The sequence below is a fragment of the Streptococcus sp. UBA4344 genome, from assembly GCF_002393675.1.
Lineage (GTDB): Bacteria > Bacillota > Bacilli > Lactobacillales > Streptococcaceae > Streptococcus > Streptococcus vicugnae.
Genome location: NZ_DGTE01000020.1, coordinates 68060 through 90684 on the forward strand (window position 1 = coordinate 68060; position 22625 = coordinate 90684).

Genomic DNA, 22625 nt, shown 5'->3' on the forward strand with positions numbered 1-22625 from the left:
TTAAAAAAATTATATAATAGTAGTAAGAAGTGTAAGGGGGAGTTGGTACTATGCACATATTAATCGCACCTGATTCATTTAAAGAAAGTTTATCGGCACTCGAAGTTGCAAAAGCTATTCAAAAAGGGTTTAGAAAAGCTTTGCCTAACGCTACCTTTGATTTAATGCCAGTTGGTGATGGCGGTGAAGGCACATTGGAAGCATTGACTGATGGTCTCCATTTAAAACGTGAAAACTATACCGTTACAGGAGCTCTCGGTCAACCCGTTGAAGCTCATTATGCAACTAATGGTCGTTTAGCTGTTTTTGAAATGGCTGATATTTGTGGTCTAGAAAAAGTACCGACTGATCAGCGTAGCCCATTAACCCTTACAACAAGAGGCGTCGGTGAAATGATTGGTCACCTTGTTGAACTAGGTGTCGAAGAAATTATGATTGGCGTTGGTGGTAGTTCAACCAATGATGGTGGTCTTGGTATGGCCGGTGGTTTAGGTTACCGGTTCTTTGATAAAACTGGTCATGAAGTAGAGGCTATTGGTGAGCATCTTGGAGAGATTACAATGGTTTCTTACGAAAGTTGTCATTGGGATTTGTCGCAAACTAAGATAACAGTCATCACTGATGTAACCAATCCTTTGTGTGGTCCAAATGGAGCAACCTATATTTTTGGAGGACAAAAAGGGCTTGCAAAAGATGACTTTGCAAGCGTTGATAAAGATATGGAAAGATTTTACCAAACTTTCTTCCCAGCTGTTTTGGATTTGGCTGGAGCAGGAGCAGGTGGTGGAATGGCAGCTGGTTTATCGGCCTTTGCTGGTGGGCAAATTATTTCAGGTATCGATGCTGTTCTTGATATGCTTGATTTTGATCGACGTGTTGAAAAAGCAGATGTTGTTATAGTCGGTGAAGGACGTATGGATAAGCAAAGTTTGTCAGGAAAAGCACCAGTTGGACTCGCTCAACGAACACCACGCGGAAAATTAGTGATTGCTATCTGTGGCAGTCTTAAAGATGATTTGCCAAGTTTCCCAATTTCAAATATTCAGGCTGCTTTCCCGATCATTGCTGATGTCGATACTTTGGAAAATACTCTTGATAAAGCTAGGCAAAACTTGGAACGCACAGCACAAAACGTTGGAAATTTACTAAGCTTTACTAGATTTTAATTTTTGTGGAAAAGTTTTGACCAGAAGCCCTTTTTAGGGGCTTCTTTTGGTTCATTATGGCTAATAGGAAATTGATCAGATAGCAGAGGATTTGCTACATTTTCAGCTTGGTTTGAGTGAACAATGATACCATAAGGGGATTGGGCATTTTTTTCATCAACAATTGTTGCTTGAATGTGTAATTCCTGAGCAGTTTTCATGTAAAACATTTGGTTTGAAACGGATAATTTTGGCGAAATTTTAACTAATAAAGTGTCGTATTTTTTATTTAATTGTCCTAAAATATCACTAAAACGATTTTGAACATCTTCTAATCGGCTTTCTTCAAGAGGAATAGACAAGACGACACGTTCTGCAAAAGTTCCAAAATAAAGACGTTGTTCATCAGGATTTAAGCGTTTTTCTCCTGTTGCAGCTTGCAAAACTTTGTTTTCTAAATCAGTCATAGTAAGGGCCTCCGTATGTTGTTACAACCATTATAAGTTAAATTTACTAAACTGTCAGTTTTGAGCTGTCTGGTTATTGAAAACTGTGAAAAGCTATGAAAGTTGGTAGCGATTTTCAAAAATTCTCGTTTTTATTTGCTTAAGCGCCGATATTATGGTATTATTTTAGTGTAAAAATATTAAAAACTCATAAGGAGAGTAACATAATGTCAATTATTACTGATGTTTACGCTCGCGAAGTCCTTGACTCACGCGGTAACCCAACACTTGAAGTAGAAGTTTACACAGAATCAGGCGCATTTGGTCGTGGTATGGTTCCTTCAGGAGCTTCTACTGGTGAACACGAAGCAGTTGAACTTCGTGACGGAGACAAATCTCGTTACAACGGTCTTGGTACTCAAAAAGCTGTTGACAACGTTAACAACATCATTGCTGAAGCAATCATCGGTTTCGATGTTCGTGATCAACAAGCTATCGACCGTGCTATGATCGCTCTTGACGGTACTCCAAACAAAGGTAAACTCGGTGCAAATGCTATCCTTGGTGTTTCTATTGCCGTAGCTCGCGCAGCAGCTGACTACCTTGAAGTTCCACTTTACAGCTACCTTGGTGGTTTCAACACTAAAGTTCTTCCAACTCCAATGATGAACATCATCAATGGTGGTTCTCACTCAGATGCTCCAATCGCTTTCCAAGAATTCATGATCGTACCTGCTGGTGCACCTACGTTCAAAGAAGCTCTTCGTTGGGGTGCTGAAATCTTCCACACACTTAAGAAAATCCTTAAAGAACGTGGTCTTGAAACAGCTGTTGGTGACGAAGGTGGTTTCGCTCCTAAATTTGAAGGAACTGAAGACGCTGTAGAAACAATCATCAAAGCTATCGAAACTGCTGGTTACAAACCAGGTGAAGATGTATTCCTTGGATTTGACTGTGCTTCATCAGAATTCTACGATAACGGAGTCTATGACTACACTAAATTCGAAGGTGAAGGTGCTGCTAAACGTACTGCTGCAGAACAAATCGACTACATTGAAGAATTGGTTAACAAATACCCAATCATCACTATCGAAGATGCAATGGACGAAAACGACTGGGACGGATGGAAAGAACTTACTAAACGTCTTGGTAAACGTGTTCAATTGGTTGGTGATGACTTCTTTGTAACAAACACTTCATACCTTGCACGTGGTATCAAAGAAGAAGCTGCTAACTCAATCCTTATCAAAGTTAACCAAATCGGTACTTTGACTGAAACATTCGAAGCTATCGAAATGGCTAAAGAAGCTGGTTACACTGCAGTTGTATCACACCGTTCAGGTGAAACTGAAGATTCAACAATCGCTGACATCGCAGTTGCAACTAACGCTGGTCAAATTAAAACTGGTTCACTTTCACGTACTGACCGTATCGCTAAATACAACCAATTGCTTCGTATCGAAGACCAACTTGGTGAAGTAGCTGAATACCGTGGATTGAAATCATTCTACAACCTTAAAAAATAATCTCTGATTATATAAGGTAAAAAAACCTTAGCTTAGGCTAAGGTTTTTCTGTGTTTAAAATGATAAATAGTATTGAAGGTAAATTTCTCATGATTTTATGAGTAAAGAAAATGGGCCAATTGAAGAGTGAGAAAAACGTCTGAAGAATTGTCTTCAGGCGCTTTTTAGTATGCTATTTTTCAAATTCGGCTTTACTTTTAGTATCAGCATATTCTTCGGCAACTTCTTTTGAAAGAATGTCGTCATAGCTTGGTAGTGTAATACTAGAGCCGTATTTGTTCTTCAAAGCAGTGGTTACAAGTCGGTAAGCTAAGTTAGCGTTACGTGATAGAATTGGTCCGTGGAAGTAGCTACCATAGACATTTTTGTAATGAACACCTTCTGTACCGTCTTCTTTGTTATTACCATTTCCGTAAACACAAGTACCAAGTGGTTTTTCATCGTCAGAGAGGAAAGTACGACCTTGATGATTTTCAAAACCGTAGTAAGTTTCGTTGAATTCGTCATTATGAATTTTGATATCACCGATGAAACGGTTATTTTTTTGGTTAAGGGTGTAGTGTCCCATTACACCGATACCGTTAATTTTTTCGCCGTTGGCTTGGACGTAGTATTGACCTAATAATTGGAAACCACCGCAGATAGCAAGAATGACTTTATCTTTGTTGATGAAATCAGCGATACCTTCTTTTTTACTTGGAAGATCTTTGGCAACAATAGATTGTTCGTAATCTTGTCCCCCTCCGAAGAAGACCATATCATAATAATCGCTATCAAATGAATCCCCTAATGAAACGATATCAAAGGTCATTTTAGCACCAAGCTTTTCACCGACATATTTCATCATAAGGATGTTACCATTGTCACCGTAGGTATTCATTAGATTTCCGTAAAGATGAGCAACGTTTAATTCGTATTGGTAATCTTTAGTGTTAGGAGATTGTAGTGAAGTATATGTCATCTTAGCTCATCTCCTTTCCAACAGCATGTCGACTAGCTAATATTTCTCGGAATTGTAGCATAGCAGTATAGGTAGCGAGGATATAAGCATGGTCAGTTGGTTGAGCTTCAATCAATGCCATAATATCTTCTAAACTTTCTGCTTCAGTGATTTTGTCTTCATCATAACCGGTTACACGTAAGCGACGTGCAATTTCGGAATGACGAACTCCACCAGCAAAGGCTTGTGGAATATCCATATCTAGGATAGATTCAAAGTTAGCATCCCAAATCCAGCTAGTATCAATTCCATCAGCATAGTTAGCATTCAGTAGGACTGATAAGGTAAATGGATATGGCGCAAGTTTAATCATATCAAGGGCTTGGCTGGCACCAACTGGGTTTTTGATGAGAACCAAAGTACATGATTTATCACCGATTTTGAAGGTTTCTTGACGGCCAAATACAGCGCGACTCTTGTCAAAGCCAGCCTTGATTTTTTCAGGCTCAACCCCGAAGAATTCAGCAACGGAAACAGCAGCAAGTGCGTTGTAAATGTTGTAAAGACCGCCAACGTTGATTTTGTAACCTTGTCCATCAATGACAAATTCAGAAGTTGTGTTTGTGATTTTTGTCAATTCTGTTAAGGCATAATCGAGTTTTGGACGGTGGAAACCACAATTTTCACAAACATAATCACCAAGGTTGGCATAAGTGTTAAGTTTGTATTTTAAGATGCTTTGGCACTGCGGACACAAAATACCTTCAGTGTTGTAGTGAGCCAACTCAGGATCATGTTTTTCAGTATCAAATCCGTAGTATTTTACTGGATTGACCACAGTTGTTGAATTAAAGAGTGGACTGTCACCATTTGCCAAGATTGTAGCATTAGGAGCTTTGGCAGCGCCATCCAAAATCATTTGATAAGTTGTGTAGATTTCACCATAGCGGTCCATTTGGTCACGGAAAATATTCGTGAAAACAAATAGACTTGGTGTGATGTACTCAGTGATTTTTGGAAGGCTAGCTTCATCGATTTCTAGCACAGCAATTTTTTTGCCAGATTTCGCTCTTTTAGCTGTTAAGAAAGTTGACGTGATTCCGGTAATCATGTTAGCACCGCTTGGATTTGTCACAATTTCACCGAAAGCCTCGCGTAAAATTCCAACTGTCAAGGCAGTTGTGAGAGTTTTACCGTTTGTTCCTGTCACGACAACAATCTCGTAATCTTTTGCAATCGTATCTAGAATATCTTTGTCGAATTTGAGGGCAATTTTTCCAGGCAAGGTTGAGCCACGTCCCATTTTTGAAAGAATGGCGTGAGCTGCTTTACCAGCCGTAATTCCCATTAATGTGTTTACTTTCATAGGAATATTGTACCACAAAAAGGTATTTTCGAATAAAGAAAATCTGTTTTAAAAGTGGTATAATAGAGGGGTAGTTTTAATTAGTTAGAGAAAAGAGATGTATGTATGAGTAATTTAGCGGCTATTGATGCTAAATTTTGGGCAACTTTAGTTGAAAATCCATGGACTATTGTTGTTCATTTATTAGATATTTTAATCGTAGCATATTTTATTTATCGTTTAATAAAAGCCTTAGCGGGCACGAAGATTATGTCCTTGATTCAAGGTGTTGTCTTCTTTATCTTATTGAAATTTATCGCTGAATGGATTGGGTTTACGACCATTTCTTATTTGATGAATCAAGTTATCACATATGGTGTGATAGCGTGTGTTGTGATTTTTGCGCCTGAGATTCGTTCAGGACTTGAAAAATTTGGTCGTTCAACACAAGTTTTTTCGCAAACACAACAAATCAGTGATGAAGAAAAATTAGTTGAAGCTTTGGTCAAATCTGTAGCTTACATGAGTCCACGTAAAATTGGAGCTTTGATTTCTATCGAACGTACACAAACTTTGCAAGAATATATTTCTACAGGGATTCCTTTGGATGCTGATATTTCAAGTCAATTATTGATTAATATCTTCATTCCAAATACTCCTTTGCATGATGGAGCTGTTATTATTAGTGGCAATAAAATTGCAACAGCATGTTCATATCTTCCTTTATCTGAGTCAATGGCAATTTCAAAGGAATTTGGAACACGTCACCGTGCGGCTATTGGACTTTCAGAAAATTCTGATGCTCTTACAATTGTTGTGTCAGAAGAGACTGGTGGTATTTCAATTACGTCAAAAGGCGAATTTTTACATGATTTGACAAAAGAAAATTTTGAGGCCATTCTTCGCACCCACTTAATTACAAAAGTTGAGGAAGAAGAGCATTGGTACCAAAAAATTTGGAGGAAGAAAAAATGAAAAAGTTTTTCAATAGTCAATTTTGGTTGGTTATTGTATCGATTATCTTTTCCATTCTTCTATTTTTGACTGCCACAACGAGTAATTATAAGAACGTTGGGTCACAGGTGTCTGGGGCAACGGAGACCTTTACGCACACTTTGACCAACGTTCCTATCGATATCAAATATGATAGCGATAAGTATTTTATTAGTGGTTACTCTTATGAAACAGAAGTTTATTTAACATCAATTAACCGTGTTAAATTAGATTCAGAGATTAATAATGATACGAGAAGTTTTAAGGTTGTTGCAGATTTGACTGGATTAGGTGAAGGTACTCAAACCGTACCGCTTAAGGTAACTAATTTACCTTCAGGTGTTACAGCAACAGCTTCACCAAATAATATTTCAGTGACAATTGGTAAAAAGAAAACCAAAACTTTTGAGGTTCAAGGTGTCATTGACGATAACCAAATTGCCAAAGGCTATGAATTGAAGAAGGTATCAACTGACATTTCAGAAGTTGAAGTGACTAGTTCAGAGTCAATCATTGATCAAATTGATCATGTAGTTGCCAAGTTGCCAGAAAATGAAGTTTTAAATAGCAACTATAATGGACGAGTTGCCTTGCAAGCAGTAGCCGCCGATGGAACAATCCTTGCAAGTGCTATCAACCCTTCAAAAGCAAGACTTGAAGTTAACATCAAAAAGTTGACTAAAACTGTGCCTGTTACTGTTAAGATGACCGGCAAAATGAATGACAAACTATCAAAAATTTCTTACAATCTTAGTCAAGATCAGGTGACGATTTCTGGTAGTCAAGATGCTCTTAATGCTGTCAATGAAGTTGTTGCAAATGTCGATGTGTCGAACGTAACAAAAGATACGAATTTAAGTGTTAATTTAACAGCTGATAATGTAGCTGTTGAGCCTTCAGTAGTGACGGTACAGTTGACAGTGACAAAAAAATAGTTCATAATAGCTAGGACTATATATTAAAGAATAGTGGACAAGTTAATTTCTTGCCCTTAGGAAATGAATATTAGTAATGGAGGAAGCGAATTTTTCGCTAAAAAAAATAATGGGAAAATATTTTGGAACAGATGGTGTTCGTGGAGAAGCAAATGTTGAGCTGACCCCTGAGTTAGCATTCAAATTGGGACGCTTTGGTGGCTATGTTCTTAGCCAGCATGAAACAGGACGTCCAAAAGTATTTGTGGCACGCGATACTCGTATTTCTGGTGAAATGCTTGAATCAGCATTGGTTGCTGGTCTTCTTTCAGTTGGTATTGAAGTTTATAAACTTGGCGTTTTAGCAACTCCAGGTGTTTCATACCTTGTACGTACTGAAAAAGCTAGTGCTGGTGTTATGATTTCTGCTAGTCACAACCCTGCACAAGATAACGGAATTAAATTCTTTGGTGGTGACGGCTTTAAATTGGCTGATGATCAAGAGTTGGAAATTGAAGCTCTTCTTGATGCACCTGAAGATACTCTTCCTCGTCCTTCAGCAGACGGCTTGGGAACACTTGTTGATTATCCAGAAGGACTTCGTAAATACGAAAAATTCCTTGTTTCTACAGGTGTGAGCCTTGAAGGAATGAAAGTCGCTCTTGATACTGCTAATGGTTCAGCCTCAGTATCAGCACGTGATGTTTTCCTTGATTTGGATGCTGATATTACTGTTATTGGTGAAAATCCAGATGGTCTTAACATCAATGATGGTGTTGGTTCAACCCACCCAGAACAATTACAAGAACTTGTTAAAGAATCAGGTTCAGCAGTTGGTTTAGCTTTTGATGGTGATAGTGACCGTTTGATTGCCGTTGATGAAAACGGAGAAATCGTTGATGGTGACAAAGTAATGTACATCATCGGTAAATATCTATCAGAACGTGGACAACTGGCTCACAATACTATCGTAACAACTGTTATGTCAAACCTTGGTTTCCACAAAGCACTTGACCGTGAAGGAATTAACAAAGCTATCACAGCAGTTGGTGACCGTTACGTTGTTGAAGAAATGCGTAAATCTGGTTACAACCTTGGTGGTGAACAATCAGGTCATGTTATCATCATGGATTACAACACAACTGGTGATGGTCAATTGACTGGTATCCAATTGGTTAAAGTGATGAAAGAAACTGGTAAAACACTTTCTGAATTGGCTGCTGAAGTGACTATCTACCCACAAAAATTGGTTAACGTTCGTGTTGAAAACAGCATGAAGAGCAAAGCTATGGAAGTTCCAGCTATTGCAGAAATCATCAGTAAAATGGAAGAAGAAATGAATGGTAATGGTCGTATCTTGGTTCGTCCAAGTGGTACTGAACCACTTCTTCGTGTCATGGCTGAAGCACCAACTGATGCCGAAGTTAGCTACTATGTAGATACGATTGCGGATGTTGTTCGTAAAGAAATCGGAATTGATTAATTGAATAATTAAAAAAGGTTAGAGCAGCAATGCTCTACTTTTTTTGCTAGTTTAGAGAGTTTTATTGTGTTTATTTCATTGGTTATCTTTCTTAAAAATGTTATAATAGCGTCATGCTAACAAAACCAACATCAGCTTATGTACATATTCCTTTTTGTACGCAGATTTGTTATTATTGTGATTTTTCAAAGGTTTTTATCAAGAATCAGCCTGTCGATGAGTATTTGCAGGCTCTTATTCGTGAGTTTGAGTCTTATGATATTAAGAAATTGCGTACTTTATATATTGGTGGTGGAACACCAACCTCAATTACTGCAGAACAACTGGAGTACTTGTTGACGAATTTGACTAAGCACTTGGATTTGAGTGCTTTAGAAGAATTCACTATTGAAGCTAACCCAGGTGATTTAACAGAAGATAAGATTGAAGTGCTCAAGCGCTCAGCCGTGAATCGTGTGTCACTTGGCGTTCAGACTTTCAATGACAAACATTTGAAACAAATCGGTCGTAGTCACAATGAAGCACAGATTTATTCAACCATTTCAAATTTGAAAAAAGCTGGTTTTCATAATATTTCCATTGATTTGATTTATGCTCTTCCTGGTCAAACTATGGAAGATGTTAAGGAAAATGTGGCTAAGGCTATTGCTCTTGATATTCCGCACTTGAGTCTTTATAGCTTAATTTTGGAGCATCATACGGTTTTCATGAATAAGATGCGTCGCGGTAAATTACAATTACCTAAAGAAGACTTGGAGGCGGAGATGTTTGAATACATTATTTCTGAGTTAGAAGCTAATGGCTTTGAGCACTATGAAATTTCAAACTTCACCAAACCAGGTTTTGAAAGCCGTCATAATTTGGTGTATTGGGATAATGCAGAGTATTTTGGTGTGGGAGCAGGGGCTTCTGGTTATTTAAATGGTGTCCGCTATCGTAATCGTGGACCAATTCAGCATTATCTTAAAGCAGTTGCTCAAGGTAATGCCAGATTATCAGAAGAAAAATTGACAAAAGATGAGATGATGGAAGAAGAATTGTTCTTAGGATTACGTAAAAAATCAGGTGTTTCTATCGCCAGATTTGAAGAAAAATTCGGCTTGTCTTTTGAAGAACGTTATGGTCAAATTGTGAGAGACCTTTGTCAGCAGGGCTTATTAGTCCCAGATGATAAGGTGATACGCATGACCAAAAAAGGACTGTTTTTGGGAGACACAGTCGCAGAGAGATTTATATTGGAGTAAAAAAGATGGGATTAAGTTATCAAGAAAAATATCAAGTACCTTTTTATGAAAGTGATATTAATCAAAATATGAAATTATCACAACTCTTATCGCTTGTTTTGCAGGTTTCTGGCAAGCAATCGTTAAGTCTTGGAATGAGTGACGAGTATGTTTTTCAAACTTATAATCTTGTCTGGATTATCACAGAATATGCTATTGAGATTGACCGCTTGCCTAAATACACTGAAAACATTGTGATTGAGACGGTCCCAACAGCTTATAACAAGCTCTTTTGTTACCGTGATTTTAATGTCTATGGTCAAGATGGTGAGAAGATTTTGACCATTCACTCAACCTTTGTTTTGATGGATTATGACACTCGAAAAGTACATCCTGTCGTTGATGACATTGTGGATGTTTACCAAGTGGAAAAAGTTAAGAAAATCTATCGTGGTCCTCGCTATGAAGGTTTGGAAAATCCAGAAGAAACTCTTTATCATGTGCGTTTCTTTGATCTTGATTTAAATGGTCATGTTAATAATAGTAAATACCTTGAATGGATGTATGATGTTTTAGATGTCAACTTTTTAGAAAAATACATTCCTCATCATATTAATTTAAAATATGTTAAAGAGGTTCAATATGGTCATGACATCAAGTCACGTGTTGAACGTGATGGATTGACAACCAAGCATGAAATTGTCACTCAAGGTGTGGTGCGAGCTCAAGCACGCATTGAATGGAAAGAAAAATAAGCGCTCTGCTATTTTTAAATAATTAAGGAAAGAAGTAAGACTTAATGACCTTTTAACTTACCTGAAAGGTCATTTACTATATATTGGAGGAAAGAATGACTTATAAAGGCTATTTGATTGATTTAGACGGAACAATTTATAAAGGAAAAGAACGTATTCCTGCCGGGGAACGCTTTATCCAACGTCTACAAGAACGACAAATTCCTTATGTATTGGTAACGAACAACTCAACACGTACTCCTGAAAAAGTACAAGAAATGTTGGCAACACAATTTAATGTTCACACGCCCCTTAATACGATTTATACGGCAACAATGGCAACGATTGATTACATGAATGATTTAAATCGTGGCAAAACTGTTTATGTGATTGGGGAAACAGGTTTGAAAACTGCTATTGCAGAAGCCGGTTATGTCGAAGATACTGAAAATCCGGCCTATGTCGTTGTGGGACTCGATACTGATTTGACTTATGAAAAATTGTCAGTAGCAACATTAGCTATCCAAAAAGGTGCTGTCTTTATCGGAACAAATCCAGACTTGAATATTCCAACAGAACGTGGTTTGATGCCAGGAGCTGGTGCCATTAACAATCTATTAGAAGTTGCAACACGTGTTAAACCAGTTTATATCGGAAAACCGAATGCTATTATCATGAACAAAGCCTTGGACGTTCTTGGGGTCAAACGTGAAGAAGCTATCATGGTTGGAGATAACTACCTCACAGATATCATGGCAGGAATTCAAAATGATATTGCTACTTTACTTGTGACAACAGGATTTACCAAACCTGAAGAAGTGCCAACACTTCCAGTAAAACCTGACCACGTACTAGCTAGCCTTGACGAATGGAATTTTGATGAAAAATAGAATTTGGACCTTTAGCACTTGGTTATGGCTTCTATCTTTAGCAGTGCTAGTAGCTATTTATGGCGCGTGGTTAATCTATCCTTTAGAGGTGGATTGGCTCAAGCTTACCCTCCAAGTGACTATAACAAAAGCTGACCTCTTAAAAAACTTCAATGTCTTGATGACATATCTGACAAATCCCTTATCTCACACCTTAGCTATGCCTGATTTTCCCTCATCAGCTAGTGGGCTTAAGCATTTTGGCGACGTGAAGCATCTATTTCATTTAGCACAAGCAGTGTTCATCTTACTGGTTTATCCATCTTGGCGTTTTTGGAAAAATAGCAGAGCTGACAAATCCCTTTTTCTACATCAAAAAACATTTGCTTTTGCAGCTATTTTACCGATTCTGATTGCAGTGGTGGGAATTTTGATTGGTTTTGACCAATTTTTTACCCTTTTTCATGAAATGCTATTTCCAGGGGATTCTAGCTGGCTCTTTAACCCAGCAACAGATCCTATCATCTGGGTGCTGCCAGAAGAGTACTTCATGCACTGCTTTATCATCTTCTTTGTAACTTATGAAGCACTCATGCTAAGCTTACTTGTCATAGCAAGGAAACAATTAGCAGAGCGTCTAGCACATCATGGTAAAGAGAAAGGATAAGCAAAATGTTTCTTGAATGGTATTACTGGCTTTTATTTGCCGTATCGTGGCTTTTTGCCATTACTTTTTGGGTAAAATCAGCTGATATTTCTCAAAAATGGCTACGCATCACCTTCGTTATCGCAGGTATCATCGCCTTTCTCCTCCCCTTTTTCTGGGGCTGGCTGGTGAGTTAGGGAAAATCAAAAAATAAGAAAACAAGCATCTGAAAACGCTTGTTTTTTAATGTTCTAAGGAGTAAAATAAACTTGTTTAGTTTTGTTGAAATTACCTGTAAGGGCACAAAAAATGCACCCGAATCGGGTGCCACTTTACAAGTTGTGTACGGACAAAGCCTTATTTTAACTCGCTGTGTTGTTTCGAATGGTTCCAAAACCATTATTTATACAACCTATAATCATTTATAGTTTTAGAGCTGTGTTGTTTCGAATGGTTCCAAAACCCATCGCCACGAGTAGTTATTGACATGTAGGTTTTAGAGCTGTGTTGTTTCGAATGGTTCCAAAACACTAGCACTTATAAGCAATGGATAGTTTATGTTTTAGAGCTGTGTTGTTTCGAATGGTTCCAAAACCTAACACCAGAAGAAATCGATGAGTATTTCGTTTTAGAGCTGTGTTGTTTCGAATGGTTCCAAAACATAGTTGACCCGCCATGCTCTTTATCTTCTGTTTTAGAGCTGTGTTGTTTCGAATGGTTCCAAAACGTGTGTTCCTTACCGTAGCCGTGAGTATAGTTTTAGAGCTGTGTTGTTTCGAATGGTTCCAAAACCTTTGATTGGTTGGATAGAACCGATTTCGTGTTTTAGAGCTGTGTTGTTTCGAATGGTTCCAAAACAAATATTTAATTTCGCCAACAAGAGTAATTGTTTTAGAGCTGTGTTGTTTCGAATGGTTCCAAAACAGGTCTATAAAGACTTGTTTGATGAAGCTAGTTTTAGAGCTGTGTTGTTTCGAATGGTTCCAAAACTAGAATACCAGAAATCATTTGACTATAACAGTTTTAGAGCTGTGTTGTTTCGAATGGTTCCAAAACATAATAAGTTGGTTGATCTCCTTCTTCGCGGTTTTAGAGCTGTGTTGTTTCGAATGGTTCCAAAACCAATAACACCGTATACGCTACCGCCGTGTTGTTTTAGAGCTGTGTTGTTTCGAATGGTTCTGATTTTTTATCCATGAAAATCAACTAAAACTTTAGTGAAAATGTCTTTCAACGTTTTTCAAAAATTTTCTTTTATGGTAAAATTGAAAGTGAATTTATTTTAGTTAGATAGGTTGGATTGTTTACATGGAAAAAACTTTCTTTATGATTAAACCAGATGGTGTGAAACGCGGACTTGTTGGTGAAGTATTACACCGTATCGAACGTCGTGGTTTCAAAATCGAAAAATTGGAAATGCGTATGGCAACTCCAGAATTGCTAGAAAAACACTACGAAGACTTAGTTGACCGTCCATTTTTCCCATTAATCGTAGACTTTATGACAAGTGGTCCAGTGATTGCTGGTGTTATGTCAGGTGAAGAAGTGATTTCTTCTTGGCGTACAATGATGGGAGCAACAAACCCTAAAGAAGCTCTTCCTGGAACAATCCGCGGTGACTATGCACAAGCACCCGCAGAAGGAGCAGCAACATTTAACATCGTTCACGGTTCAGATTCACCAGAATCAGTAGAACGTGAAATCGCCCTTTGGTTTGGGGAATAAAATAACGCTAAAAAGGAATCATACGAAGCTGAAGTCTGGCTGAGACAAATGGCGCGATTACGAAATTTCGTGAGAAAAAGTGGTCCACGAGGTTTTAGAGCTGTGTTGTTTCGAATGGTTCCAAAACCTTGCTTTTCGTTATAAAGCTCGTGATTATGTTTTAGAGCTGTGTTGTTTCGAATGGTTCCAAAACTGGGTTCTAGTATTTTTGCCCCATATAGCTGTTTTAGAGCTGTGTTGTTTCGAATGGTTCCAAAACAAGTTGTGTGAGTTCTGAAAAGTAGAACGCGTTTTAGAGCTGTGTTGTTTCGAATGGTTCCAAAACTATAAAGAGGGATATTTACCCGAAAATAGTGTTTTAGAGCTGTGTTGTTTCGAATGGTTCCAAAACTTGTAATTCGATACTAACATACCAATAAATGTTTTAGAGCTGTGTTGTTTCGAATGGTTCCAAAACTTAGGAACGTTTAAAACTTTTTGGATATTAGTTTTAGAGCTGTGTTGTTTCGAATGGTTCCAAAACAAGTGGAAACGTGTTGCAGCTAAAGGGATGTTTTAGAGCTGTGTTGTTTCGAATGGTTCCAAAACTGGCGAAGCAGGAGAAGCGAAAGCGTTTGTGTTTTAGAGCTGTGTTGTTTCGAATGGTTCCAAAACCTAACTCCTTGCATTTGCAAAGTGAATTGCGTTTTAGAGCTGTGTTGTTTCGAATGGTTCCAAAATAATTGAATTGCTAAATATGAATATAACAAAACCCCACCTAGTTTTTCACTGGGTGGGGTAATCTATGTGGGTCATAGGTTTGCGGTAAATTTGAAAGTTTCTACTATCTTTAATTAGATGATAGCGCTTTATTGAAGTTTTGTAAAGAAATTTGCGGTTCTTTTTGCCAGGTGATTTTTCTTGCTTTTAGGTCTTGTTACAAACTTTTTATAGCACCAGTGGTGTTTATTTGATATAATAGGAATAGTGATTAATTGTATAGGATTATAGGATAGATGGATATTCAAGAATTAAAAAAACGACAAGAAAAGATTCGCAATTTCTCTATTATTGCGCATATTGACCACGGAAAGTCAACTTTGGCTGACCGTATTTTGGAAAAGACTGAGACTGTTTCTAGTCGTGAAATGCAAGCTCAACTCTTGGATAGCATGGATTTGGAGCGTGAACGTGGTATCACAATCAAATTAAATGCTATTGAGTTGAACTACACAGCTAAAGACGGTGAAACTTACATTTTCCACTTGATTGACACACCAGGGCACGTTGACTTTTCATATGAAGTGTCACGTTCTCTAGCAGCCTGCGAAGGGGCTATTTTGGTTGTCGATGCGGCACAAGGTATCGAAGCTCAAACTCTTGCTAATGTGTATTTAGCCCTTGATAATGATTTGGAAATCTTGCCAGTTATTAATAAGATTGACTTGCCAGCTGCTGACCCTGAACGTGTGCGTCAAGAAATCGAAGATGTTATCGGACTTGATGCGTCAGAAGCAGTACTTGCCTCAGCAAAAGCTGGTATCGGGATTGAAGAAATCCTCGAACAAATCGTTGAGTACGTGCCAGCGCCAGCAGGAGATGTTGAAGCACCACTTCAAGCACTTATCTTTGATTCTGTTTACGATGCTTATCGTGGAGTTATTTTGCAAGTGCGAATCGTCAATGGTATGGTAAAACCTGGTGATACCATTCAATTGATGTCAAATGGTAAAACATTTGATGTTACTGAAGTTGGTATCTTCACACCAAAAGCAGTTGGACGTGATTTCTTAGCAACAGGTGATGTTGGTTATATCGCGGCGTCAATCAAGACAGTTGCTGATACACGTGTAGGTGATACGGTTACTCTTGCGGATAACCCAGCAGAAGCACCACTTCACGGTTACAAACAAATGAACCCAATGGTGTTTGCTGGTCTTTACCCAATCGAATCAAATAAATACAATGACCTTCGTGAAGCACTTGAAAAACTTCAATTGAACGATGCTAGTCTTCAATTCGAACCAGAAACGTCACAAGCTCTTGGTTTTGGTTTCCGTTGTGGTTTCTTGGGACTTCTTCACATGGACGTTATCCAAGAACGTTTGGAACGTGAGTTTAACATTGACTTGATTATGACAGCACCATCTGTTGTTTACCATGTCAATACGACTGATGGCGAAATGCTAGAAGTGTCAAATCCATCTGAGTTCCCAGACCCAACTAAGGTGGCAAGTATCGAAGAACCATATGTTAAAGCACAAATCATGGTTCCGCAAGAATTTGTTGGAGCGGTTATGGAACTTGCGCAACGCAAACGTGGTGATTTTGTGACAATGGATTACATCGATGAAAATCGTGTTAATGTCATTTACCAAATTCCACTAGCTGAAATCGTTTTTGATTTCTTTGATAAATTGAAATCATCAACACGTGGTTATGCAAGCTTTGATTACGAAATCTCAGAATACCGCAAATCTAAATTGGTTAAGATGGATATTCTCCTTAACGGTGATAAAGTCGATGCGCTTAGCTTCATCGTTCACAATGAATTTGCCTATGAACGTGGTAAATTAATCGTTGAAAAATTGAAGAAAATCATTCCTCGTCAACAATTTGAAGTGCCAATTCAAGCGGCTATCGGTCAAAAAATTGTTGCTCGATCTGACATCAAAGCTCTTCGTAAAAACGTTTTGGCGAAATGTTATGGTGGTGACGTTTCTCGAAAACGTAAATTGCTTGAAAAACAAAAAGCTGGTAAGAAACGTATGAAAGCTATCGGTTCTGTTGAAGTGCCACAAGAAGCCTTCTTGTCAGTTCTTTCAATGGATGACGAAAGCAGCAAAAAATAAAACATAAACAGCTGAAAGAATTTCTTTCAGTTGTTTTTCTTGTAAATTTTGTACATAAAACATCATAAAAAGAGAATTGTTAGAGAGTTGTGCAAATTTTCAGTATTTTTATGGTACAATAGAATTAATACTAAACCGTGGGAGAGTTGTATGAAATTATTGACAAATGTGTCACAATTACAAGGAACGTTACGTGTTCCTGGAGATAAATCAATCAGTCACCGTTCTATCATGTTCGGAAGTCTTGCTAAGGGGAAAACGACTGTTCGCGATATTTTACGTGGCGAAGATGTTTTGTCAACCATGCAAGTTTTTCGTGATTTAGGGGTTGATATTCAAGATGATGGAGACCTTGTAACCATTACAGGTGTTGGTTTTGATGGTCTTAAAGCCCCTCAAAATAAACTTGATATGGGAAATTCAGGGACATCAATTCGCTTGATTTCAGGTGTTTTGGCTGGGCAAGATTTTACGGTTGAGATGTTTGGTGATGACAGTTTGTCAAAACGTCCGATGGACCGTGTGACGATTCCACTTCGTCAAATGGGTGTAGAAGTTTCTGGTCAGACAGAGCGTGATTTGCCACCACTTACCATGCGTGGTAGTAAAAATATAAAACCTATTCATTACCAACTTCCTGTAGCATCAGCTCAAGTGAAATCTGCTTTGATTTTTGCCGCTTTGCAAGCGGATGGGGAATCAGTCATTATCGAAAAAGAAAAGACACGTAATCACACAGAAGATATGATTGTTCAATTTGGCGGTGCAATTGATGTGAATGGCAAAGAAATTCGCATCAAAGGTGGTCAAGAATTTACTGGTCAAGATGTGGTTGTACCAGGTGATATTTCTTCAGCAGCCTTTTGGCTAGTTGCAGGGCTTATTGTTCCAAATGCTAAAGTAACACTTGAAAACGTTGGTATCAATGAAACACGTACTGGTATTCTTGATGTCATTGAAGCAATGGGTGGCAAAATGACAATTTCAGATGTTGATGAAGTTGCCAAATCAGCAACGATTACCGTTGAAACTTCAGAGCTTTCTGGCACTGAAATCGGTGGTGAAATCATTCCACGTTTGATTGATGAATTGCCAATTATTGCTCTTCTTGCTACACAAGCTAATGGCACAACAGTCATTCGTGATGCAGAAGAATTGAAAGTCAAAGAAACAGATCGTATCCAAGTTGTAGCCGATGCTTTGAATGCCATGGGTGCTGACATTACACCGACTGATGATGGTATGATTATCAAAGGAAAAACACCGCTTCATGGTGCTAAAATCAATACCTTTGGTGATCACCGTATCGGTATGATGACAGCTATTGCTGCGCTTTTGGTATCAGATGGTGACGTTGAATTAGAACGAGCAGAAGCAATCAATACAAGTTACCCAAGCTTCTTTAATGATTTGGAGGTATTGTCACGTGGCTAGAATTATTATTGGATTTATGGGTTCTGGAAAATCAACCATTTCATCACTTCTAGATAAAGATTATATTGATATGGATGCTTTGATTACAGAGCGTATCGGCATGTCTATTTCAGATTTCTTTGCGAAAGAAGGCGAAGCCAAATTCCGTGAGATTGAATCACAGGTCTTAGCTGAATTGGCGAATTCTGACCATGTTATCTCAACTGGTGGTGGTGTGGTTATCAACCCAGTTAACCGAGATATTTTGGCAAAAAATCCTGAAACGATTTACTTGAAAGCTGATTTTGACACGCTTTATGATCGTATTAAAAATGATACCAAGAATGTCCGTCCTTTATTTGTTAATAATAGTAAAGAAGATTTCAAAGCTATCTTTGATGGACGTCAAGAGATGTATGAGGCTGCAGCCAATCGTATTATCGAAGTTGCTGGAAAAACACCGGAAGAAATTATTGAGGAAATTGGATGAAAGTTGGCTATTTAGGACCGAATGGTTCTTTTACGCACAATGTTGCTGTTAAGGCATTCCCAGAAGCTGAACGAGTGCCTTTTGCAAATATCACTGAAGTAATCAAGTCTTACGAAGAAGGAATGGTGGATTATGCCATTATTCCAGTTGAAAATTCGATTGAAGGGTCAGTTCACGAAACTCTGGACTACCTTTTTCATCAAGCTAAAATTGAAGCGGTTGCGGAAATGATTCAACCCATTAAGCAACAACTTTTAGCGACTTCGAAAGATAAGAAAATCGAAAAGATTTTCTCACATCCGCAGGCTATTGCTCAAGGGAAAAAATACATCAAAGCGCATTATCCGAATGCACAAATAGAGATGACAGCAAGCACGGCTTACGCTGCACGTTTTATTGCTGAAAATCCCGATGAGCCTTTTGCAGCAATTGCACCAGTTGCAGCAGCAAAAGAGTATGATTTGGAAATTATTGCTAAAGATATCCAAGAAATGGATGAGAATTTCACGCGTTTTTGGGTATTGGGGCGCAAGAAGTGTTCATTTGATTTGACTAAGTGTCAACAAAAAATCTCATTAGCTTTAACGCTCTCAGATAATCTTCCAGGTGCGCTTTATAAAGGTTTAGCGGTCTTTGCTTGGCGTGGGATTAATTTGACTAAAATTGAAAGTCGTCCCTTAAAAACTGCGCTTGGAGAGTATTTTTTCATCGTTGATATTGACAATACCAATGAAGCGCTTGTCTCTTTTGCCTTAGAAGAATTGCGCCAACTTGGCATTGGTTATAAAATGCTTGGAAATTACGACGTTTACAAGTTATAATTTCTTTCCTGATGTCTTTTTTAGTATAATGATAGTATAGTCGTTTCGTTAAACTTGTACTGACTTTAGTATAGATTGATTGAAAGAGTGGTATGAGATATGGCAGAAAATAAATTAAGTCGGCATGAAGAATTAAGATATGAATACCTTTTGGGAAATTTAGAGTATCTAAATCCGCAACAAAAGGAAGAGTTTGGTTATCTCTATCAAAAAAAGCAGATGAGTATGCAAGAGATGTCATCTGGATACTCTTCGTCTGTCCATAAAGAGCCTCATTATGAACGCTATGATGATTATGGCGATTATTATGATTATTATGATTACTACGATGACGACTATGATGATGATTATGACGCTTATGTGACTTATGATGAGTACGATGATTACGATACATCTGACAATCAATTAACGTCACAAGGTTTACCAAAATATCCTCAAACAAAGAAGTCGCATCGTTCAAAACGAAAGAAAAAAGCAAAAAAGCCCGCCTCTTCCTATTTGGACTATTACGAAGGAATTGCACACGATGAACCCAAAGCTCCAAAGGCAAAGAAGCCTAAAAAGAAGCATCACAAAAAACGCTTTAAACATTTTCTACAATTTTGTAGCTTATTAGTCATTTTGATTATGGCTGGTATGGTTTATATGTTCTATCGTGGTGTCGATGAGGTATCAAGTGGTGAAACGAATTATTCTGCTGCAGTAGTAGAACCTTTTAACGGTCAAGATAGTCATGACGGGACTAATATTCTGATTCTTGGTAGTGATAAGCGGATTTCGCAAGGCTCATCTGATGCTAGAACAGATACCATCATGGTGATGAATATTGGTAACAAAGAAGGTAAAGTTAAACTAGTTAGCTTTATGCGTGACACCCTGGTTAATATTAACGGTGTTAGCTATAATGATTACGCAAACGACCAAAAGCTTAATGTTGCTTTCAATATTGGTGAACAAGATGATCGTCAAGGTGCAGAACTTATGCGTAAAACCTTGAAAAATAATTTTGACATTGATATTAAGTATTATGTCATGGTTGACTTTGAAACCTTTGCAGAAGCTATCGATACACTATTTCCAAAGGGTGTTGAAATAGATGCCAAATTTGGTACTGTTGATGGACAAGAAGTTTCTTCTGTTGAAGTTCCAGATGATTTGAACATGCAAGCTGATGGAACAGTGCCAAATCAAACGATTGAAGTTGGCAATCAAAGGATGGATGGACGTACCTTGCTTAACTATGCTCGATTCCGTAAAGATGATGACGGTGACTATGGACGCACTCAACGTCAACAACAAGTGATTTCTGCTATCGTCAACCAGATTAAAGATCCTTCAAAACTCTTTACAGGATCTGCAGCCATTGGGAAAATCTATGCCCTTACCTCAACAAATGTGTCTTACCCATTTCTTCTTAAAGAAGGTTTGGGTGTGATTACCAGTGGTCAAAAAGGTATTGAGCAAAAGACGGTCCCAGCGGAAGGAGACTGGACTGATGATTATGACATGTACGGCGGACTCGGTATCGCAATTGATTTTAATAAATACCAAGAAGAGTTGAAGGAGCTTGGGCTACGTTAATAATATGATATAATAGAGAGGCAGTTATGCTTCTCTTTTTTTGAGAAAAGTAACCGAACGAGAATTGATTAATAGAAGCTTGAATTTACAGGCTTGTTGAAAGGAAAATATGTTAGAAAAAAATAGCATTGTTGAGGTTGAAATCACAGATTTATCACATGAAGGAGCTGGTGTTGCAAAGGTTGATGGCTTTGTTTTCTTTGTTGAAAATGCTCTTCCAGGTGAAAAAATCAAGATGCGTGTCTTGAAAGTGAAGAAAAATATCGGATTCGGTAAGGTTGAGGAATACTTGACGATTTCAGAGCACCGCAATCAAGATTTGAATGTGGATTATTTGCGTACAGGAATCGCTGATTTTGGGCACCTTGCCTATGCTGAGCAGCTAAAATTTAAACGCAAACAAGTAGCTGATAACCTTTATAAGACAGCTGGTATTTCAGATGTTGAAGTAGCTGAAACTCTAGGTATGGAACATCCATATGCTTATCGTAACAAGGCTCAAGTGCCAGTTCGTCGTGTAAATGGTCAACTAGAAACTGGTTTTTTCCGCAAACATTCACATGACTTGATGCCAATTTCTGATTTTTACATTCAAAATAAAGAAATTGACCGTTTAATCAATTTCACACGTGATTTGCTTCGTCGTTTTGACCTTAAACCATACGATGAAAAAGAACAAACTGGTTTGATTCGTAACTTGGTCGTTCGTCGTGGACACTATTCTGGTGAAATGATGCTTGTCTTTGTCACAACACGTCCGAAAATTTTCCGTATCGAGCAAATCATCGAAAAAATCGTTGCTGAATTTCCAGCCGTAAAATCAATCGTCCAAAATATCAACGATAAAAATACCAATGCGATTTTTGGCAATGACTTTAGAACACTTTATGGTAAAGATACTATCGTTGATAGCATGCTTGGCAATCAATATGAAATTTCAGCACGTTCATTCTACCAAGTGAACACTGAAATGGCTGAAAAACTTTACCAAACTGCTATTGATTTTTCAGATTTGACGGCTGATGACATCGTGATTGATGCCTATTCTGGAATTGGAACAATTGGACTTTCATTTGCTAAAAATATCAAAGCAGTTTACGGTGTTGAAGTGATTGAAGATGCTGTAGAAGATGCTAAACGAAATGCTGCGCTAAACGGCATTACCAATGCACACTATGTGGCTGACTCAGCAGAACATGCTATGGCAACATGGAGCAAAGATGGTATCAAACCAAGTGTGATTCTGGTTGACCCACCTCGTAAAGGGTTGACAGAAAACTTCATCAAAGCAAGTGTAGCGATGCAGCCAGAAAAAGTTACTTACATCTCATGTAACCCAGCAACTATGGCGCGTGACATCAAACTCTACCAAGAACTCGGCTACAAACTCCAAAAAGTACAGCCGGTGGATTTGTTCCCGAATACGCACCACGTCGAGTGTGTTAGTTTGCTAGTTAAAAACGCAGAATAAGAGTTTAGCTTGCATTTGATTTTTAAGGT

20 protein-coding genes and 2 CRISPR repeat arrays are annotated in these 22625 nt (G+C 38.1%); of the genes, 17 read left to right on the forward strand and 3 right to left on the reverse strand.

Features of this window, described 5'->3' with window-relative positions:
- The first annotated feature begins 50 nt into the window (after positions 1 to 50).
- On the forward strand, positions 51 to 1166 hold the full coding sequence (locus tag B4D49_RS03585; protein WP_199542469.1) for a glycerate kinase: 1116 nt from the start codon (positions 51 to 53) through the stop codon (positions 1164 to 1166).
- On the opposite strand, the gene B4D49_RS03590 is transcribed toward B4D49_RS03585, so the two are convergent.
- Positions 1163 to 1612, reverse strand: coding sequence for a YueI family protein (locus B4D49_RS03590; protein ID WP_286783195.1), 450 nt, complete (start codon positions 1610 to 1612; stop codon positions 1163 to 1165). The two genes, B4D49_RS03585 and B4D49_RS03590, sit on opposite strands and share 4 nt — an antisense overlap.
- Positions 1613 to 1818: 206 nt before the next feature.
- Here B4D49_RS03590 and eno point away from each other — a divergent pair, with 206 nt between their 5' ends.
- Positions 1819 to 3117, forward strand: coding sequence for a surface-displayed alpha-enolase (gene eno, locus B4D49_RS03595; RefSeq protein WP_132869298.1), 1299 nt, complete (start codon positions 1819 to 1821; stop codon positions 3115 to 3117).
- A gap of 172 nt (positions 3118 to 3289) precedes the next feature.
- Here the strand turns inward: eno and gatD are convergent, their stop codons facing one another.
- Both gatD and murT read right to left on the reverse strand, forming a co-directional pair.
- The gene (gene gatD, locus B4D49_RS03600; protein WP_132869297.1) at positions 3290 to 4078 is read right to left on the reverse strand and encodes a lipid II isoglutaminyl synthase subunit GatD; all 789 of its coding nucleotides are present in this window, start codon (positions 4076 to 4078) and stop codon (positions 3290 to 3292) included.
- Between the two features lies 1 nt (position 4079).
- Complete coding sequence (gene murT / locus B4D49_RS03605; RefSeq protein ID WP_132869296.1) at positions 4080 to 5423, reverse strand: lipid II isoglutaminyl synthase subunit MurT; 1344 nt, start codon at positions 5421 to 5423, stop codon at positions 4080 to 4082.
- A gap of 105 nt (positions 5424 to 5528) precedes the next feature.
- Here murT and cdaA point away from each other — a divergent pair, with 105 nt between their 5' ends.
- The 15 genes from cdaA to rlmD all read left to right on the forward strand — a co-directional run bounded on the left by cdaA (position 5529) and on the right by rlmD (position 22596).
- Complete coding sequence (cdaA, locus tag B4D49_RS03610; protein ID WP_132869295.1) at positions 5529 to 6377, forward strand: diadenylate cyclase CdaA; 849 nt, start codon at positions 5529 to 5531, stop codon at positions 6375 to 6377.
- Positions 6374 to 7330 (forward strand): CdaR family protein, encoded by a 957-nt coding sequence (locus B4D49_RS03615; protein ID WP_132869294.1) that lies wholly within the window; start codon positions 6374 to 6376, stop codon positions 7328 to 7330. The genes cdaA and B4D49_RS03615 overlap by 4 nt, the downstream gene beginning before the upstream one ends.
- A 109-nt stretch (positions 7331 to 7439) precedes the next feature.
- Positions 7440 to 8792 carry a phosphoglucosamine mutase gene (gene glmM, locus B4D49_RS03620; RefSeq protein ID WP_132869293.1) on the forward strand — a complete coding sequence of 451 codons (1353 nt, stop codon included), beginning with the start codon at positions 7440 to 7442 and terminating at the stop codon, positions 8790 to 8792.
- Between the two features lie 113 nt (positions 8793 to 8905).
- Entirely contained in the window at positions 8906 to 10036 is a 1131-nt protein-coding gene (gene hemW, locus B4D49_RS03625) for a radical SAM family heme chaperone HemW (RefSeq protein WP_132869292.1), read from the forward strand.
- Between the two features lie 5 nt (positions 10037 to 10041).
- Positions 10042 to 10770: an acyl-ACP thioesterase domain-containing protein gene (locus tag B4D49_RS03630; protein WP_074481523.1), complete on the forward strand. Its 729-nt coding sequence runs from the start codon at positions 10042 to 10044 to the stop codon at positions 10768 to 10770.
- 95 nt (positions 10771 to 10865) lie between these two features.
- Positions 10866 to 11639: a TIGR01457 family HAD-type hydrolase gene (locus B4D49_RS03635; protein WP_132869985.1), complete on the forward strand. Its 774-nt coding sequence runs from the start codon at positions 10866 to 10868 to the stop codon at positions 11637 to 11639.
- Positions 11629 to 12285, forward strand: coding sequence for a TIGR01906 family membrane protein (locus B4D49_RS03640; protein WP_132869984.1), 657 nt, complete (start codon positions 11629 to 11631; stop codon positions 12283 to 12285). The genes B4D49_RS03635 and B4D49_RS03640 overlap by 11 nt, the downstream gene beginning before the upstream one ends.
- A 5-nt stretch (positions 12286 to 12290) precedes the next feature.
- Positions 12291 to 12461 (forward strand): NADH-quinone oxidoreductase subunit L, encoded by a 171-nt coding sequence (locus B4D49_RS03645; RefSeq protein ID WP_199542466.1) that lies wholly within the window; start codon positions 12291 to 12293, stop codon positions 12459 to 12461.
- A 164-nt stretch (positions 12462 to 12625) separates the two neighbouring features.
- A CRISPR array of direct repeats spans positions 12626 to 13453; the repeat unit is 36 nt; unit sequence GTTTTAGAGCTGTGTTGTTTCGAATGGTTCCAAAAC.
- A 119-nt stretch (positions 13454 to 13572) separates the two neighbouring features.
- On the forward strand, positions 13573 to 13989 hold the full coding sequence (ndk, locus tag B4D49_RS03650; protein WP_058814079.1) for a nucleoside-diphosphate kinase: 417 nt from the start codon (positions 13573 to 13575) through the stop codon (positions 13987 to 13989).
- A gap of 91 nt (positions 13990 to 14080) precedes the next feature.
- Positions 14081 to 14709: a CRISPR direct-repeat array (repeat unit 36 nt; unit sequence GTTTTAGAGCTGTGTTGTTTCGAATGGTTCCAAAAC).
- A gap of 275 nt (positions 14710 to 14984) precedes the next feature.
- The gene (lepA, locus tag B4D49_RS03655; protein ID WP_286783196.1) at positions 14985 to 16820 is read left to right on the forward strand and encodes a translation elongation factor 4; all 1836 of its coding nucleotides are present in this window, start codon (positions 14985 to 14987) and stop codon (positions 16818 to 16820) included.
- Positions 16821 to 16970: 150 nt separating this feature from the next.
- Positions 16971 to 18254, forward strand: coding sequence for a 3-phosphoshikimate 1-carboxyvinyltransferase (aroA, locus tag B4D49_RS03660; protein WP_286783197.1), 1284 nt, complete (start codon positions 16971 to 16973; stop codon positions 18252 to 18254).
- The gene (locus B4D49_RS03665) at positions 18247 to 18723 is read left to right on the forward strand and encodes a shikimate kinase (protein WP_286783198.1); all 477 of its coding nucleotides are present in this window, start codon (positions 18247 to 18249) and stop codon (positions 18721 to 18723) included. Before aroA ends, B4D49_RS03665 begins: the two co-directional genes overlap by 8 nt.
- Positions 18720 to 19544, forward strand: a complete 825-nt coding sequence (pheA, locus tag B4D49_RS03670) for a prephenate dehydratase (RefSeq protein WP_286783199.1) — start codon at positions 18720 to 18722, stop codon at positions 19542 to 19544. The genes B4D49_RS03665 and pheA overlap by 4 nt, the downstream gene beginning before the upstream one ends.
- A gap of 99 nt (positions 19545 to 19643) precedes the next feature.
- Entirely contained in the window at positions 19644 to 21125 is a 1482-nt protein-coding gene (locus B4D49_RS03675; RefSeq protein ID WP_286783200.1) for an LCP family protein, read from the forward strand.
- A 109-nt stretch (positions 21126 to 21234) separates the two neighbouring features.
- Positions 21235 to 22596, forward strand: a complete 1362-nt coding sequence (gene rlmD / locus B4D49_RS03680; RefSeq protein ID WP_286783201.1) for a 23S rRNA (uracil(1939)-C(5))-methyltransferase RlmD — start codon at positions 21235 to 21237, stop codon at positions 22594 to 22596.
- The last annotated feature ends 29 nt before the right edge of the window (positions 22597 to 22625 follow it).